Below are 17262 nucleotides of genomic sequence, written 5' to 3'. Positions count from 1 at the left end.
CCGCCGGCCTGGCCAATGGCCTGCTCAGCATCGACCTGCTGCGCATCGTGCCTGAAGAAGCCAAGGCCAAGCGCATCCCGATCAATGGCGACAAGCCAGCGCTGAACTGAAGGCGCAGATGTGAAGAAGGGCACCCTCGGGTGCCCTTCTTGCGTTTACACGCCGGCTCAATAATCTGCGGGCGCCTCCAGTAGCATCTGCCGAAACTCCGGCAACGGCAGCGGCCGGCTGTGCAGGTAGCCCTGGTACAGGTGGCAGCCCAGCCGTTCGAGAAACTCCAGCTGTTCGGTCAGCTCCACCCCTTCGGCAATCACCGCCAGGTCCAGGCTGCGGGCCATGGCGACGATGGCGCGGACGATTTCGGCGTCGTTGGGGTCGATCGGTGCATCGCGCACGAAGGTCTGGTCGATCTTCAACGCATCCACCGGCAAGCGCTTGAGGTAGGTCAGCGAGGAATAGCCGGTGCCAAAGTCATCCATGGCAAAACTCACCCCGTAGCGCTTCAGTTCGCGCATCTTGCTGATGGTGTCTTCCAGATTCTGGATGACAATGCCTTCGGTGATTTCCAGTTTCAGCATATGCCGCGGCAGGCGATAGTCGTCCAGGCTGCGCAGCACCCGGCCGACAAAGTCGTTCTGGCGGAACTGCCTGGGGCTGATGTTCACGCACAGGCTGAAGTCATCGGCGTCGATCAGCCCGTCGGTCAGCATGCGGGCGCAGGCGTCGCAGGCTTCGTCGAGAATCCAGCTGCCAACTTCAAGGATCAGGCCGCTTTCTTCCAGCACCTGAATGAACTGTGCGGGCGGTTGCTGGCCCAGTTGAGGGTGGTGCCAGCGCAGCAGCACTTCGGCGCCGACAATGCGGTTGTCGCGGGCATCCACCTGCGGCTGGAAGTGCAGCGCCAGTTCGCCACGGGCCAATGCCAGGCGCAGGTCGTTTTCCATGCGCAAGCGCTCGCTGGCGGCCTTCTGCATGGTGGTGTGGAACAGTTGGGTGGTGTTGCGTCCCGAGTCCTTGGCCCGGTACAGGGCGATATCGGCACGCTTGAGCAGGTCGGCCGGCGTGGCGCCGTGGTCGGGGATCAGTGCCACGCCGATGCTGGGTGTCACCTGCAGGCGCTGGCCATCCAGCGACATCGGCTCGGCCAGCAGTTCGCGCAGGGTGTCGGCCAGCTCGCGCACCTTCTCTTCCACCAGTTCGCGGCTGCCTTCCAGGCCGCTGAGCAGCACCACGAATTCGTCGCCACCCAGCCGCGCCACGGTGTCTTCCAGGCGCACGCTGGCCTCCAGTCGGGCGGTGATGATCTTCAGCACGGTGTCGCCCACCGGGTGGCCCAGCGAATCGTTGATGTGCTTGAAGTGGTCGAGGTCGAGGAACAGCAGGGCGCCGCGCAGGTTATGGCGCTTGAGCAGGGCGATCTGCTGGCTCAGGCGGTCCATCAGCAGGGCACGGTTTGGCAGGTTGGTCAGCGGGTCGTGGTAGGCCAGGTGGCGTATCTGTGCCTGGGCGTTCTTCAGCTGGCTGACGTCGCGGGCGTTCAGCAGCAGGCAGTCCACTTCATTGAGGGTTATCGGTTCCACCGAAACCTCAACGGTGAGGATATCGCCTCGTTTGTTGCGCCCGAGCATCTCGCGGTGGTGCACCCGGCCACGCTCGCGCAGTTCGGCCAGCAGTGCGCTGCGCTGCTTGTCGTCGGCCCAGATGCCGATCTCGTACACCGTGTGGCCCACCACTTCGGCTGCGCTGTAACCGGTCAGGCGGCAGAAGCCGTCATTGATTTCCAGGTAGCGGCCGCTGTGGCGTTCGGTGATGGTGATGGCGTCGGGGCTGGAGTGGAAGGCCTTGGCGAACTTTTCTTCGCTGGACTTGAGCGCGGCCTCGGCACGTTGCTGCTGGGTAATGTCGCGCAGGGTGGTAACGCTGCAGGGCTGGTCGTCGACGGTGATCAGGCGGCTGGAAATCACGCAGGTCAGGGGCGCGCCATTGCGGTGATTGACCACCACGGCAACGTTGCTCAGGGCCTGCTCGCGGATCACTCGCTCGATACGTTGCGCGCGCTCGATGGACTCGGCCCACAGGCCGATCTCTTCTGCAGTGCGGCCAAGTACCTGTTCGCCGTTCCAGCCGAAGGTCTGGGTGAATGCCGGGTTGATCTCGATGAACTGGCCCGTGTCCTGGCGGGTGACGCAGATCGGGTCGGGGCTGACCTGGAACAGGCTGGCAAACTTCTCCTCCGAGGCGCTAAGGCGCTGCTCGCGTTCCACCTGGTCGGTAATGTCGAGCAGGGTGCCTGCCATGCGCAGCGGGTTGCCCTGCTCGTCGCGGTACAGCCGCGCGCGGCTTTCGATGTAGCGTGAAATGCCGCTTTCCAGCTGCACCCGGTAGGTAATCTGGTAATTGCCTGCGGGCCCTTCGCGCAGGCTGCGGTAGGCCTGGCGCATCGAATTGCGTTCCTGCTCCGGTACCCCTTCGAAAAACGCATCGAACGATTCATGAAAGGGGATCGGCGGTAGGCCGTGCAGCTGCGCGGCGCGGGCCGAGCCGTAGAGCATGCCGCTGGGGATGTGCCAGTCCCAGGTGCCCAGCTGCGCCGAGTCCAGGGCCAGGTCCAGGCGCTCCTGGCTGTCTTTCAGGGCCTGCTCGGCGCGCTTGCGTTCGGTGGTGTCGACGAAGGTACTGATCAGGAAGGTCACGCCCTCCAGCTCGATACCCTGGGTGCAGAGGATGCCGTCATGCACTTTGCCGCTGGTGGCGCGGAACTGCACCTCCATGATCAGCGGGCCGCCGTTGGCGCGGGTGGATTCCATGACCTGGTGGCGCTGTTCGGGGTTGACCCACAGGCCCAACTCCAGGCTGGTCTTGCCGATCACCTGGCTGCCGGGCCAGCCGAACATGTCCTCGAAATGCTGGTTCACTTCGAAAATCATGCCGTCGTGCCGACGGGTCAGCAAAATAGCGTTGGGGCTGAGGTGGAACAGCGTGGCGAAGCGCTTTTCCGAATTGATCAGCGCCGTTTCCCGTTCGCGCTGGCGGGTGATTTCGCGGATCACCCCGATCATCTGCGGCCGGCCCTGCGGGTCGTGGGTCAGGCTGCCGTTGATCTCAAGCCAGTGCAGGCTACCGTCCGGCCAGCGGATACGGTGGCGCATGGCCTGCTCCACGGGCTCGCCGTTGAACACCGCCTGGAACACCTGGCGGGTGCGGGCGCGATCCTCCTCGGGCAGCAGGTCCAGGTAATCGATATCGGCGGGCAGTGGCCGCTGCGGATCGAAGCCGAACAGGGCTTGGGTGCCCCGCGACCAGCTGACCCTGCCGCTTTCGATGTCCCACAGCCAGGCGCCCAGGCGCGCGCCGTTGAGCGCGGCCAGCAGTTGTGGCGCGTTCTGCCAGGCCTGCTCGGACTCCTGGGGATCAGCCGCAGGTATTCGCGGCAGGCGCAAAAAGCGGTTTGCTGATTTGGGCATCGGTACCAGACCTTTGGCGTATGACGCGTCCTTGGAATCGGAAATACCTGGCTGACGGCCGGTCAGGCGGGCCCTGCGTGGCTGTCGAGCAGGGCCATGAATGCCCTGGCCGCGTTCGATAGCGTACGCTCCGTGTGCAAGATGTAGCCTAGCTGGCGCGACAGCTGTATGCCGGGCAAAGCGATGGGTGCAACCTGTTCGTCGAGCATGGTGCGTGGCAGCACGCTCCAGGCCAGGCCGATCGACACCATCATCTTGATGGTTTCCAGGTAATTGGTACTCATGGCGATGTTTGGCGTCAGGCCCTGGCTTTCGAACAGGCGCTGGACAATATGGTGGGTAAAGGTATTGCCGCCGGGGAATACCGCTGGGTGGCGGGCGACGTCAGCCAGGCTGACCGCCTGGTTGCTGGCCAGTGGGTGCTCGGGGGCGGCGACGAAGTCCAGGGCGTCGTCCCACACCGGCACGGCCTTGACCAGGTGATGCGGTTCGGGCGCGAGGGTGATCACGGCAATTTCGGCGCGGCCATGCAGAATCTCGTCGTAGGCCTGTTCCGAATCCATGAACTGAATATCCAGCGCCACCGCCGGGTATTGACGGGTGAACGCCCGTAGCAGCGGGGGCAGGCGGTGTAGGCCGATGTGATGGCTGGTGGCCAGGGTCAGGCGACCACTCACGGCCCCGGTCAGATTGGTCAGCGCCCGTCGGGTATCATCAAGGACGTTGAGGATCTGGTAGGCCCGTGGCAGCAGGGCGCGCCCGGCTTCGGTCAGGGTCACTTCGCGGCCCAGGCGGTCGAACAGGCGCACGTCCAACTGCTGTTCCAGGCCGGCGATGCGTTTGCTGATGGCCGGCTGGGTCAGGAACAGGCGTTCAGCCGCGCCGGAAAAGCTGCCGGTTTCGGCTATGGCGATAAAGGCACTGAGGTTGGCCAGGTCCATGGTTTTGTATTCCTTTGGGTTATCCAAAGCATAAAAATTATGAATTTGAGTTATTCAATCTAACCCCCTAGCATCGTCCGTACAAGCCAAGGGGTCTTTGGCATAGAAAGACGCTGATGAGGAACAGTCTGATGGCTGGCAAAACGCTCTACGACAAACTCTGGGAAGCCCATGAGGTCAAGCGCCGTGATGACGGCTCGTCCTTGATCTACATCGACCGCCACATCATCCACGAAGTGACGTCGCCCCAGGCCTTCGAAGGCCTGCGCCTGGCCAACCGCAAACCGTGGCGCATCGACACCAACATCGCCACGCCCGACCATAACGTGCCGACCACGGCAGAGCGCAAGGGCGGTATCGAGGCCATCGTCGACCAGGTGTCGCGCCTGCAGGTGCAGACCCTCGACGAGAACTGTGACGAATACGGCATCGTCGAATTCAAGATGAATGACGAGCGCCAAGGTATTGTCCATGTCATCAGCCCGGAGCAGGGTGCCACCTTGCCGGGCATGACCGTGGTCTGCGGTGACTCGCACACTTCCACCCACGGCGCCTTCGGTGCCTTGGCCCATGGCATCGGCACCTCCGAGGTCGAGCACGTGCTCGCCACCCAGTGCCTGGTCGCCAAGAAGATGAAGAACATGCTGGTGCGCGTGGAAGGCCAATTGCCAGCCGGCGTTACCGCCAAGGACATCGTGCTGGCCGTGATCGGCAAGATCGGCACGGCCGGTGGCAACGGCCACGCCATGGAGTTCGCTGGCAGCGCCATCCGCGAACTGTCGATGGAAGGCCGCATGACCATCTGCAACATGTCCATCGAAGCCGGTGCCCGTGTGGGCCTGGTGGCGACCGACGCCACTACCGTTGCCTACGTCGAAGGCCGCCCGTACGCGCCGAAAGGCGAGCAATGGAAGCAAGCGGTCGAATCGTGGAAAGACCTGGTGTCGGATGAAGACGCCGTGTTCGACACCGTGGTCGAGCTGGATGCCAGCCAGATCAAGCCACAGGTCAGCTGGGGCACTTCGCCCGAGATGGTCCTGGCCGTCGACCAGCGCGTACCGGACCCGGCTGCCGAAGCCGACCTGGTCAAGCGTGGTTCGATCGAGCGTGCGTTGAAGTACATGGGCTTGACCGCCAACCAGGCGATCACCGATATCAAACTGGACCGCGTGTTCATCGGCTCGTGCACCAATTCGCGTATCGAAGACCTGCGCGCCGCGGCGGAAATCGCCAAGGGCCGCAAGGTGGCCGCCAGCGTCAAGCAAGCCATCGTCGTACCGGGCTCGGGCCTGGTCAAAGCCCAGGCCGAGCGTGAAGGCCTGGACAAGATCTTCCTCGAAGCCGGTTTCGAATGGCGTGAACCGGGCTGCTCGATGTGCCTGGCGATGAACCCGGACCGCCTGGAGAGCGGCGAGCATTGCGCGTCCACCTCCAACCGCAACTTCGAAGGCCGCCAGGGCGCCGGTGGTCGTACCCACCTGGTCAGCCCGGCCATGGCCGCCGCTGCTGCGGTAGCCGGCCATTTCATCGATGTCCGCGAGTTGATCCAAGGGAGCGCAGCATGAAAGCCTTTACCCAGCACACTGGCCTCGTCGCGCCGTTGGACCGTGCCAACGTCGACACCGACCAGATCATCCCCAAGCAGTTCTTGAAGTCGATCAAGCGCACCGGCTTTGGCCCGAACCTGTTCGACGAGTGGCGTTACCTGGACGTGGGCCAGCCCTACCAGGACAACAGCAAGCGCCCGGTCAACCAGGAGTTTGTGCTCAACCACGCGCGCTACCAGGGTGCCAGCGTGTTGCTGGCGCGGGAGAACTTCGGTTGCGGCTCCAGCCGCGAGCACGCCCCGTGGGCGCTGGACGAATATGGCTTCCGTAGCATCATCGCGCCGAGCTTTGCCGATATCTTCTTCAACAACAGCTTCAAGAACGGCTTGCTGCCGATCATCCTCAGCGATGAGGAAGTGGACGAGCTGTTCAAGCAGGTCGAAGCCAACCCCGGCTACCAACTGACCATCGACTTGCAGGCCCAGGCGGTGACTCGCCCGGATGGCAAGGTACTGCACTTCGAGATCGACGCGTTCCGCAAGCACTGCCTGCTCAACGGCCTGGACGATATCGGCCTGACCTTGCAGGACAGCGATGCGATCAAGGCCTTCGAAGGCAAGCACCGCGCCGGGCAGCCTTGGCTGTTCCGTGATGCCTGAGTGATATAGCAGTGAGTGCTGGCCTTGCGGGAGCGGGGTTGTCCCGCGATGAGGCCGGCACTGGTGATGACAATCGAAAGGAATGCTCCCATGACCAGCACCACCCACACCGACGTGGTCCAACGCCAGTTCGGCGAACAGGCCAACGCCTACCTCAGCAGCGCCGTGCACGCCCAGGGCAGTGAGTTTGCCCTGCTGCAGGCCGAGCTGGCAGGGCAGGCCCATGCTCGCGTGCTGGACCTGGGCTGCGGTGCCGGTCATGTCAGCTTCCACGTCGCCCCGCTGGTCGCCGAGGTGGTCGCCTACGACCTCTCGCAATCCATGCTCGACGTGGTCGCCAGCGCCGCTGCCGAGCGCGGCCTGGCCAATATCGCCACCGAGCGCGGCGCCGCCGAACGCCTGCCGTTCGCCGATGCCTCGTTCGACTTCGTCTTCAGCCGCTACTCGGCCCATCACTGGAGCGACCTGGGCCTGGCCCTGCGCGAAGTGCGCCGGGTGCTCAAGCCGGGTGGCGTGGCGGCGTTCATCGACGTGATGTCGCCGGGCAGCCCGTTGCTCGACACCTACCTGCAAACGGTCGAAGTGTTGCGCGACACCAGCCATGTGCGCGACTACTCCGCCGCCGAATGGCAGCGCCAGGTCAGCGAAGCCGGCCTGCATGTGCGCAGCCACACCCGTCAGCCGCTGCGCCTGGAGTGGAACACCTGGGTAGAGCGCATGCGCACCCCAGAACCGATGCGAGTGGCCATCCGCCAATTGCAGCAAGCCATGGGCGAAGAAGTACGGCAGTATTACCAAATCGAGGCCGATGGCTCGTTCAGCACCGATGTGCTGGTGCTGTGGGCCGAGCGTTAAGCACTTTTCGGTGGGGCCCGTTTGGCCGCACCGCGTGAATGGATAGAGGAAAGCATGAGCAAGCAGATTCTGATTCTCCCAGGTGACGGTATCGGCCCGGAAATCATGGCCGAAGCGGTCAAGGTGCTGGAGCTGGCCAACGACAAGTTCCAGCTCGGTTTCAGCCTGGCGCACGACGTGATCGGCGGTGCCGCCATCGACAAGCACGGCGTGCCACTGGCCGACGAAACCCTGGAGCGTGCGCGCCAGGCCGATGCCGTGCTGCTGGGCGCCGTGGGTGGCCCGAAGTGGGACAAGATCGAGCGAGACATTCGCCCGGAGCGCGGCCTGCTGAAAATCCGTTCGCAACTGGGCCTGTTCGCCAACCTGCGCCCGGCCATCCTCTACCCGCAACTGGCCGATGCCTCGTCGCTGAAGCCGGAAATCGTTTCGGGCCTGGACATCCTCATCGTTCGTGAGCTGACCGGTGGTATCTACTTCGGTGCCCCGCGTGGCCAGCGCGAGCTGGAAGGCGGCGAGCGCCAGGCCTACGACACCCTGCCTTACAGCGAGAGCGAAGTGCGCCGCATTGCCCGTGTCGGCTTCGACATGGCCCGCGTGCGCGGCAAGAAGCTGTGCTCGGTGGACAAGGCCAACGTCCTGGCCTCCAGCCAGCTGTGGCGTGAAGTGGTCGAAGACGTGGCCAAGGACTACCCGGATGTGGAACTGAGCCACATGTACGTCGACAACGCGGCCATGCAGCTCGTTCGTGCCCCCAAACAGTTCGACGTGATGGTGACCGACAACATGTTCGGTGACATTCTGTCGGATGAAGCTTCCATGCTGACCGGTTCCATCGGCATGCTGCCTTCGGCGTCGTTGGATGCCGACAACAAGGGCATGTACGAGCCGTGCCACGGCTCGGCGCCGGACATCGCAGGCCTTGGCATCGCCAACCCGCTGGCGACCATCCTGTCGGTGTCGATGATGCTGCGTTACAGCTTCAATCAGTCGGCTGCCGCCGAGGCGATCGAGAAGGCCGTGAGCCTGGTTCTGGACCAGGGCCTGCGCACCGGCGACATCTTCTCCGAAGGCTGCCGCAAAGTTGGTACGCAGGAAATGGGCGACGCAGTAGTCGCAGCGCTGCGGAATCTGTAATCTCTCTGGCCCGCCACCCAAAATTCCCGGTGGCGGCCCACTTTTAGCAAAGGTGTAGTTGCGATGAAACGTGTAGGTCTGATCGGTTGGCGCGGTATGGTCGGTTCCGTGCTCATGCAGCGGATGCTGGAGGAGCAGGACTTCGACCTTATCGAGCCGGTGTTCTTCACTACCTCCAATGTTGGCGGCCAGGGCCCGAACGTGGGCAAGGATACAGCGCCACTGAAGGACGCTTATTCGATTGAAGAACTCAAGACCCTCGACGTGATCCTGACCTGCCAGGGCGGCGACTACACCAACGAGGTCTTCCCCAAGCTGCGTGAAGCCGGCTGGCAGGGGTACTGGATCGACGCCGCTTCGTCCCTGCGTATGCAGGATGACGCCGTGATCGTCCTCGACCCGGTCAACCGCAAGGTCATCGACCAGCAGCTGGACGCCGGTACCAAGAACTACATCGGCGGCAACTGCACCGTCAGCCTGATGCTGATGGGCCTGGGCGGCCTGTTCGAAGCCGGGCTGGTCGAGTGGATGAGCGCCATGACCTACCAGGCGGCCTCGGGTGCCGGCGCGCAGAACATGCGCGAGCTGATCAAGCAGATGGGCGCCACCCATGCCGCCGTTGCCGAAGACCTGGCCAACCCGGCCAGCGCCATCCTCGACATCGACCGCAAGGTTGCCGAGGCCATGCGCAGCGAAGCGTTCCCGACCGAAAACTTCGGCGTGCCGCTGGCTGGCAGCCTGATCCCGTGGATCGACAAGGAACTACCGAACGGCCAGAGCCGCGAAGAGTGGAAGGCACAGGCCGAGACCAACAAAATTCTCGGTCGTTTCAAGAGCCCGATCCCGGTCGATGGCATCTGCGTGCGAATCGGCGCCATGCGTTGCCACAGCCAGGCGCTGACCATCAAATTGAACAAAGACGTGCCGATCGCCGACATCGAAGGCATGATCAGCCAGCACAACCCATGGGTGAAGCTGGTGCCTAACCAGCGTGAAATCAGCATGCAGGAACTGACCCCAACCAAGGTCACCGGCACCCTGAACATCCCGGTTGGCCGCCTGCGCAAGCTGAACATGGGTTCGCAGTACCTGGGCGCGTTCACCGTGGGTGACCAGCTGCTGTGGGGCGCCGCCGAACCGCTGCGCCGCATGCTGCGGATTCTGCTGGAGCGTTGATCGCTCTGCTTTGACTAAAAACCCGCGCTGGTGACAGCGCGGGTTTTTTATTACCAGCATGCGGCGCGGCTCCTACAAAAATCGCCTTCTGCCAGGCTTTTTTTGTTTTGTAACAGCGGCGTCCTGGAGTGGCAAAATGCCTGGCTTAACGAGAAATATTCTCATTATAATCGGCCTCCCCAGTTTGCCTGAGCATAGGAAAGTGCTGACGTGCTGGAACAACTCTTCAACGAACATGCCACCGCCTTGCACCGCTACCTGCTGCGCAAGAACTGCACGCCCAGCCTGGCAGCGGACATCGTCCAGGAAACGTTCCTGCGCCTGGCACAGATGGATGGAGTAGAGCGGCTGCTCGCGACCCCGGCCTACCTGTTCCGCGTTGCCCACAACCTGATGATCGACCATCATCGGCGCTATGGCAGCAAGCGCTACGAGGCCGAGCCGGCCAGTATCTTCGACGGCCTGATCGATGAAGCCAGTTCGCCAGAGGACCAGGCCCTGGGCGCATTAGAGCTTGAGCGCCTGCACGCAACCCTGGAGTTGCTGCCCGAGCGCACCCGCAACGTGTTCCTGCTGTGCCGGGTGGAGGGCATGACGCACAAAGAGGCTGCCGAGTATTTACGAATTTCCACAAGTTCCGTACAAAAACACCTGGCCAGTGCCCTGGCCAGGATCGGCCGAGGGCTTGAGCCTGATCACTAGACCAGGCGCTGACCTGGCCGGGCTACCAGAAAAACACCAACAGGCAGCAAACACCGCACCGTGAACCCCTCAGAACCTGTTGACCCGATCGAGCGCAAGGCCGCCGATTGGGTCATGAAACACCGTCAAGGTCGCCTCGGTCCCGCCGAGCAAGCGGCCTATCGGCGTTGGCTGGAAGCCGACCCCCGGCATGCTGCCGTCGCCCAGCGCCTCGACCGCGCCTGGCAAGCCAGTGCGGCGCTGCGTCAGGGGTATGTGCGGCCACCGCGTCCAGCTCGCGCCGCCGGGCCGCTGGGCTGGCTACAGGCTATATGGCAACGGCCATGGGCCAGTGGTGGCGTACTCAGCGGATTCGCGATGGCCTGTTGGTTGTGGCTGGCGCCGCCATTCTGGGTGCAGGGCCTGGGCGCCGACTACCAGACCGGCTATGGCGAAGTGCGCCATGTCACATTGGGCGATGGTAGCCAGCTTGTGCTGGGCAGCCGCAGCATTCTCAGCATCGCGTATGACGGCCAGCGACGTATGGTGCGCCTCAAGCACGGCGAGGCAGTCTTCAGCCCTTCACCCGTTGGCGAAGCGGAGCCACGACCCTTCACTGTCAGCACGCCAGGGGCAACCATCACCGCTCGTGGCACTCGTTATCTGGTCGCGGTCGACAAGGATGACCGCTCTGGCTGGGTGGGCGTGCTGCAGCACAGCGTTGAAATCAACCTGGTTTCCCATGGCCTGGACGATGCTTCGGCATCTGCCGTGCTGCAGCAAGGCGACAGTCTGTATTTCGGCCCACATGCCGGGCTCAAGCCACTGGAGCAATCCCCGGAGGAACTGGCCAGCTGGCAGGAGGGCAGGGTGGTGCTGCGCCAGCAGACCCTGGCCCAGGCAGTCGAGCAGTTAGGCCGTTATCGCGCAGGGTTGACGCTGGTGCGCGGCGATGCGCTGCGGCGCCTGCCGGTGAATGCCGTGGCACGGGTCGACCACGTCGATGACTCCCTGAGGCAGTTGGCCAGGCAGGCACATGCCCGGGTGCTGGAGCTTCCAGGTCTAATGCTGATTTACTGATCTAAAAAAACCATTTAATAGATCATATCGCTCTACTGTGTTTTCCAGCTTCGCACGTTACTGAATGCAAATAACTCTTATTTGTCTTTAGCTAGGGTGCTTGGAAACGATGTCAAAGGGAGCTTCAGGGCGTTTTGCCCCTCAACGTGGAACGCTGAGCCTGGGGATTCAGCTGGCACTGTTGGCCTGCTGCGGCGCCACGCCGGTACTGCCTGCCATGGCCGCCACCGACCCGGCTGGCGACGCACGCAGCCAGGCCGGCCAGTACCATCAATTCGATGTGAAGGGCGGGGCACTTGAAGAGGCCATGTTGCAGCTGGCACGCCAGGCGGGCGCCGAGCTTTACCTGACCGGCGAGGCCTTCAATGGCCTGTACGCCAACCCGGTACAGGGCCGTTTCTCTCTGGAAGGTGCGCTCAAGCAATTGCTGAGTGGTTTGCCGATCAGCTTCAGCCTGAGTGGCGGGCCCGACCGCCCGGTGATCCATCTGCAATCGGCCACCAGCGCTGGCACCGATGACCTTCACCCGACCTACGTGTACGGCCAGCGTGACGGCCGCTCGCGGGACGAGAAGGGCTACAGCGACATCTACGACCAGGACATTTCCACCGTCTACGCCGGCAAGGAGCAGATCGAGCGCTACAAGGGCGCCGCCCCCGCCGACGTGTTCAAGGGCATGCTCAACGTCTACAGCGGCGACGCCCGCAACAGCGGTGCGCTGGACCCGAACGTACGTGGCATCCAGGGCCCTGGGCGGGTGCCGCTGACCATCGACGGCACCGAGCAGGCGCTGACCGTGTACCGCGGCTACATGGGGGCCAACAACCGCAACTACATCGACCCCAACCTGATCGGTTCGATCAAGGTAATCAAGGGGCCGAACCTGGAACGCAATGTCTACAGCGGTGTCGGCGGCGCGGTGGTGGCCAATACCCTGAGCGTCGATGACATCCTCAAGGAGGGCGAAGCATTCGGCGGCGAGTTCAAGATCGAGGGCAGTAACAATTCGGTATCCCCGAAGCTGCCCACACTGATGACCGGGCAGATGCCCGGTGCGGATTACCAGTACATTCCGATCAATTCGTACTACGACCCGTCGCTGTACAAGCACCCGCGCACCAGTAGCAGCAACGACCTGCTGTCGAGCGACGACAAGGCCTATCGGTTGGCACTGGGTACGCGCCAGGAGCATTTCGACCTGATGGGCGCCTACGCCTACCGGGAAAAGGGCAACCACTACGCGGGCAAGAAAAAGAGCAGTTACTACGCCAGTGGCGAGTTGGTGGATGGCAAGTGGGACTACGTGCCCAATCTGGCGCGCATCTACAAGCCTGGCGATGAAGTACCGAACAGTTCCAGCAAGATGGAGTCGTGGCTGGCCAAGGCTACCTGGAAGATCGACGAGGGCCAGAGCCTGGAATTTGGCTACCGTGCCACTGACTCGTTGTATGGCGAGATCCTGCCCTCGCGTATTTCATTTTTCACGCCGGGGAGTACCTATGATGCCGCGACCTACGGCGTGCCACAGTGGCCGCTGAGCCATGTAGACAGCAAGGCCTATAACGTGGAGTACAAGCTCAACCCAGAAGACAACCGCTGGGTCGACTTCTACTCGAACTTGTGGATGACCCGGACCGTCAGCGATACCTACAGTTCGGGTGGCGTTCCCAACGAAACCACGGCGCAGAATCGCGAGTTTCGTAATACCGCTGTGGCCAATGCCAAGCATGACCGGGCCGGGCTCACGGTCAGCAACAAGTTGAAGTTGCTCGACAGCCTGGATTTGACGTTGGGCGGGAGCTACCAGCATGAAAAGCTAAGTTCGGGCGACAGCATCTATGACCCGACCACGTTCTCGGCAACGCGTCTGTTTCCCAGGGCCGGGCGTCGCGAAGAGCAGGAATACAACTTCAACTTCGATTGGCAGCCCGTTTCCTTTGCACGCTTCACAGCGGGTGGGCGCTACTCCTCGTACTGGTCGTTCGATGATTTTCTCAAGCGTCAGCAGCGTGACACGGGCGTGAGTACTCAGGTTGTCCCAAGCGGTAAAGAGCTCTGGTATACCACGCGTAAACAGCTGTCGCAGGAGGAGTGGCGCGCAGTTGTGGATGAAAAACTTCAATTCGCACAAATGTTCTGGGACATGTTCGGCTATAGCGAAGCCGAACGGCAGGCTGATAAGGCATCTATTGAAGCGAGTACGCCGTACGTTCTCGATGTGGACCAGAAAAAACACTGGGCGCATGACGGCAAGGGAAAGTATCAGCGTAGTAACAACCCGTGCATCGCGGCTGCAGCCGCTGGCGAGGAAATAGTGACATGCAGCGCTGCCCTGTACAGCGGTGCTGCAGATGCTGTCGACAGTGAGGGTAATCTGGTCAATCAGGCAGTCGATACCTCTGCGCGGCACCGCAAGGATCAGGGGTGGGTGCCCAACCTGTCCGCCACATTCTACACGTCGGAGAACGGCCGATTTTACCTTCGTTACAGCGAAGCGATCCGTTACCCAAGCATGTTCGAAAGTACCGTTGGTTTCTCGGCTTCGCTGACGCCATGGGACTTGAAGCCTGAACATGCGCATAACTATGAAGTCGCCTATATCCATAACCTGAGTGGTTGGTGGGGCAGTGAGCAGGCGGATGTAAAGCTAACGTATTATCACAACACGACCAATGACGTCATCGAGCGTAGCCCGCAGTTGGTGTTCTCCAATATAGAGAAACAAACTACCGCAGGCGTTGAGTTACAAGGCCGATACGATAATGGCGGTTTTTTCACTGACTTGAGCGTGGCGCATGTGCTCAAGAATGAAGTGTGCGATGAAAACTCGGCGATGCAACTGGACGCCACCGGCGCTACCCCGAACTGCGTGGATGACGGCTTTATCGGTGGTTACCTGGTGGGTATGGCAATGCCTGAATGGTCCGCCAACCTTGGGTTGGGCGCACGTTTCCTTGACCGTCGCCTGGAAGTGGGTGGGCGTGTCATTTACTACAAGGGACATGACAGCAAGTTTCACAGTAACTACAGCGGTAATCCCATGGTTAGTTACTACCTGAATACGCCATTGTCCTGGGATGACATTGTGACCTATGACGCGTATGTCAACTACAAGCTCACCGACGACGTGAGTGTCGAGTTGGTCGGCACCAACCTTACCAATCTCTATTATTTGGACCCTTTGACCCGGTCGGCCATGCCCGCACCAGGCCGAACACTGAAAATCGGTTTAACAGCAAACTTCTGAGGTGAATTGATTATGGACGGGTGAACGGCGCCGAACGTCGGACGTGCTTGTGTGTTGGATACTATTAACTTATCAATGGATTATGAAATGAAAGCGTTCAATGTTTCCGTACTTGCAGTTGCACTCCTGGGTCTGGCTGGTGTTGCGCAGGCTGACACCGCCTCGGGGCAGAGCTACACAGGCGCCATCGTAGTGGGTGGCGCCCAAGGCAACTCTACCAATCATCCCGGTGAAGCGGGCGCGCCTGCCGTGGGTGTGTCGGCTTTCTACAACGGTACGAAAGTTGCGTTCAGCGGCCTCAAGGGCATGGTCGCGGCTGATACCCATGGTGTGACCACTATCACTACAGCCATGATGCCGCCATCGCACGCTACCCTGGGTAACTTTGACTTCAAGCAGGTTTCCACCCAGCAAGTCTACTTCGGCGAATGGTCGCAGAACGGTACCAACAATGACCCGACCCGCGTCGTCTACTACTCCGGTGATACCACGGGGCGCGTGCTGCCGACCACCAACGTTTCCTATGCCGTCCAGGGCATCAGCAACTACTCCGGTGGCAACCTGTTGTCGGGTGACCTGACTGCGAGCTTCGGCGCTGCTGCCCCGACCCTGACCGGTAACCTGGCTAACGGTGCACTGAAAGTCCAGTTGGCGGCCAACATCGACAAATCGACCGCTGCCTTCTCTGGCGCGGCCCTGGCACTCAACCCGACCAACAACGCGCAGTTGTCCAAGGGCACCACTCAGGGCAGTTTCTTCGGCGCGGGCGCTGCCGCTTCCCTGGCCGGTATCGCCAAGTTCGAAAACCGTAACTACGACACCGCGTTCGGTGGTGTGAAGAAGTAAGCCGACCCGCTTGATGCTGGTCAGTTAAGTGCATCAGGGCCGCCTTGCGGCCCTGATTGCAGCTATTTCAAGGCCCCCGAGAGCCAAGCAATGCCCCAGCCTTCACGCCTGCATTACGTCTTGTTGCTGTCCCTCCCGCTTTCTTTCCCTCTCACTGCTTTGGCCGACCAGGACACCAACCTGCGCCTGAACCAGAGCATTGAATACCGCGCCAACCGTCAGGAGCGAGAGCTGCTCAAGGACGAAATCGCTGGCACGACGCTGGTCATCGATGGCCAGACGTACCGGGTAGAGAACAACCTTGATGACCTGGGCCGTGCCCTTTATGTTTCGGTGCAGCGCCAGCAATGGGCGGCTGTGACCGCATTCCGCGCCCGCTACGTCGCGCTGTCAGGCCACGACCGGATGCTGCTGGCCTACGCCGATGGCGCATTGGCTCGCTCGCGTGGCGACTTGGAGCAAGCCGAGGCGCACTACCGCCAGTTGCTGACGTTGCAGGGCGACTTTCTCCCCGGCCAGCTCGAACTGGCCCGGGTGCTGTTCGAAAACCGCAAGGACCGCGAGTCGGCTGAGGCTTTCCGTCAGATCAGCCAAAGCCTGGGCCCAGCCGATGCGCGCAACCAGGGCCTGGGCAATACCGTCGACAGTTTCATCGAGGCGCTGGACCACCGCGAAAGCTGGCAAGGCTCGCTTGCCATCGGCCCGACCTGGAACGACAACCTCAACCAGTCCTCGGAAAGCACCACCCACTACCGCCTGGAAACCAGTGACGGGGTGTACCTGGTCGAGCGCAAGATGCCCAAGGCAGTGTCGGCACAAGGCATCGACTACGAAGCCACACTGAACAAGCGCGTAGCGCTGTCCGGCCACCATGGCGTATTCGGCCGGGCGCTCGCCTACGGGCAGGCTTACGACAAAGAGAGCAAGTACAACGAAGACACTTTCATCGGTAACACCGGCTACAGCTATCAGGACGGGCGCAACCAGTACAGCCTGGGCCCACAGTTCGAATACAACCGCATTGGCAGTGACCCGATGTACTCAGCCTGGGGCCTGCGCGGTGAATGGATGCACAACCTTTCGGCCACGCGCATGCTCAAGCTGGAAGGCGAATACAAGGACATGGCCTACCGCCGCCAGGCCGCGGACACCTATGACGGCAGCGCAGCCTCCGTGTACGCCACTTTGTGGCAAGCCCTGCCACAGCAGTGGGTGCTGTTCGGCGGCTTCGACCTCACCGACCGCAACACCCGCGATGCTACCGAAGCCTACTTCCAGAGGGGCCTGCGCCTGGGCGTTGCCAAGGACTTCGGCATCGGCCTGAGCACTGTGCTGTTCGCCTCCTGGCGCACCCGCCAGTACGACGCCTACAGTGCCTTGCTCGATGACCGGCGTCATGAAGAGGAGCAGGGCTATACCTTTATCGTGCGTGCACCGGGCCTGGCCTTCCACGATCTGGTACCCAGCCTGACCTTCAAGTACAACAAGGTGAACAGCAACGTCGACTGGCTGTACAGCTGGGAGCGCAACAGCGTCAGCCTCAAGCTGGAGAAGCAGTTCTGACTGCCAGCCTAGCGACGGCGTTGGCCTCGATCGGGCAATGCGAGTAAAGTGCCGCTCCCGTTTCGC

12 protein-coding genes and 1 pseudogene are annotated in these 17262 nt (G+C 61.9%); 11 read left to right on the top strand and 2 right to left on the bottom strand.

Features of this window, described 5'->3' with window-relative positions:
- Positions 1-110: pseudogene (locus APH42_RS12060) on the top strand (heat-shock protein); the annotation flags it as partial.
- Positions 111-167: 57 nt separating this feature from the next.
- Here the strand turns inward: APH42_RS12060 and APH42_RS12055 are convergent.
- Both APH42_RS12055 and APH42_RS12050 read right to left on the bottom strand, forming a co-directional pair.
- Positions 168-3464 (bottom strand): PAS domain S-box protein, encoded by a 3297-nt coding sequence (locus APH42_RS12055; protein WP_012271186.1) that lies wholly within the window; start codon positions 3462-3464, stop codon positions 168-170.
- 62 nt (positions 3465-3526) lie between these two features.
- Complete coding sequence (locus tag APH42_RS12050; protein ID WP_012271187.1) at positions 3527-4405, bottom strand: LysR family transcriptional regulator; 879 nt, start codon at positions 4403-4405, stop codon at positions 3527-3529.
- Positions 4406-4536: 131 nt separating this feature from the next.
- On the opposite strand from APH42_RS12050, the gene leuC reads away from it, so the two are divergent.
- The 10 genes from leuC (at position 4537) to APH42_RS12000 (ending at position 17196) form a co-directional block, all read left to right on the top strand.
- The gene (leuC, locus tag APH42_RS12045) at positions 4537-5970 is read left to right on the top strand and encodes a 3-isopropylmalate dehydratase large subunit (RefSeq protein ID WP_060493365.1); all 1434 of its coding nucleotides are present in this window, start codon (positions 4537-4539) and stop codon (positions 5968-5970) included.
- Positions 5967-6611 carry a 3-isopropylmalate dehydratase small subunit gene (leuD, locus tag APH42_RS12040; RefSeq protein WP_012271189.1) on the top strand — a complete coding sequence of 215 codons (645 nt, stop codon included), beginning with the start codon at positions 5967-5969 and terminating at the stop codon, positions 6609-6611. The genes leuC and leuD overlap by 4 nt, the downstream gene beginning before the upstream one ends.
- 90 nt (positions 6612-6701) lie before the next feature.
- Complete coding sequence (locus tag APH42_RS12035; protein ID WP_060493364.1) at positions 6702-7466, top strand: class I SAM-dependent methyltransferase; 765 nt, start codon at positions 6702-6704, stop codon at positions 7464-7466.
- A 54-nt stretch (positions 7467-7520) separates the two neighbouring features.
- Positions 7521-8603: a 3-isopropylmalate dehydrogenase gene (leuB, locus tag APH42_RS12030; RefSeq protein WP_012271191.1), complete on the top strand. Its 1083-nt coding sequence runs from the start codon at positions 7521-7523 to the stop codon at positions 8601-8603.
- Positions 8604-8666: 63 nt separating this feature from the next.
- Positions 8667-9779 carry an aspartate-semialdehyde dehydrogenase gene (asd, locus tag APH42_RS12025; RefSeq protein ID WP_012271192.1) on the top strand — a complete coding sequence of 371 codons (1113 nt, stop codon included), beginning with the start codon at positions 8667-8669 and terminating at the stop codon, positions 9777-9779.
- 210 nt (positions 9780-9989) lie between these two features.
- Positions 9990-10481, top strand: a complete 492-nt coding sequence (locus APH42_RS12020; protein WP_012271193.1) for an RNA polymerase sigma factor — start codon at positions 9990-9992, stop codon at positions 10479-10481.
- 60 nt (positions 10482-10541) lie between these two features.
- Positions 10542-11540 (top strand): FecR domain-containing protein, encoded by a 999-nt coding sequence (locus tag APH42_RS12015; RefSeq protein ID WP_256217823.1) that lies wholly within the window; start codon positions 10542-10544, stop codon positions 11538-11540.
- A gap of 109 nt (positions 11541-11649) precedes the next feature.
- Complete coding sequence (locus APH42_RS12010) at positions 11650-14787, top strand: TonB-dependent receptor domain-containing protein (RefSeq protein WP_060493363.1); 3138 nt, start codon at positions 11650-11652, stop codon at positions 14785-14787.
- 87 nt (positions 14788-14874) lie between these two features.
- Positions 14875-15633 carry a Slam-dependent surface lipoprotein gene (locus tag APH42_RS12005; protein WP_041166420.1) on the top strand — a complete coding sequence of 253 codons (759 nt, stop codon included), beginning with the start codon at positions 14875-14877 and terminating at the stop codon, positions 15631-15633.
- Positions 15634-15723: 90 nt separating this feature from the next.
- Complete coding sequence (locus APH42_RS12000; RefSeq protein ID WP_060493362.1) at positions 15724-17196, top strand: surface lipoprotein assembly modifier; 1473 nt, start codon at positions 15724-15726, stop codon at positions 17194-17196.
- Positions 17197-17262: the final 66 nt, after the last annotated feature.

It is taken from the genome of Pseudomonas sp. NBRC 111140 (genome assembly GCF_001320885.1).
GTDB lineage: Bacteria > Pseudomonadota > Gammaproteobacteria > Pseudomonadales > Pseudomonadaceae > Aquipseudomonas > Aquipseudomonas putida_P.
The sequence above is the reverse complement of the archived record's forward strand: the minus strand, read 5'-3'. Positions and strand labels throughout refer to the sequence as shown.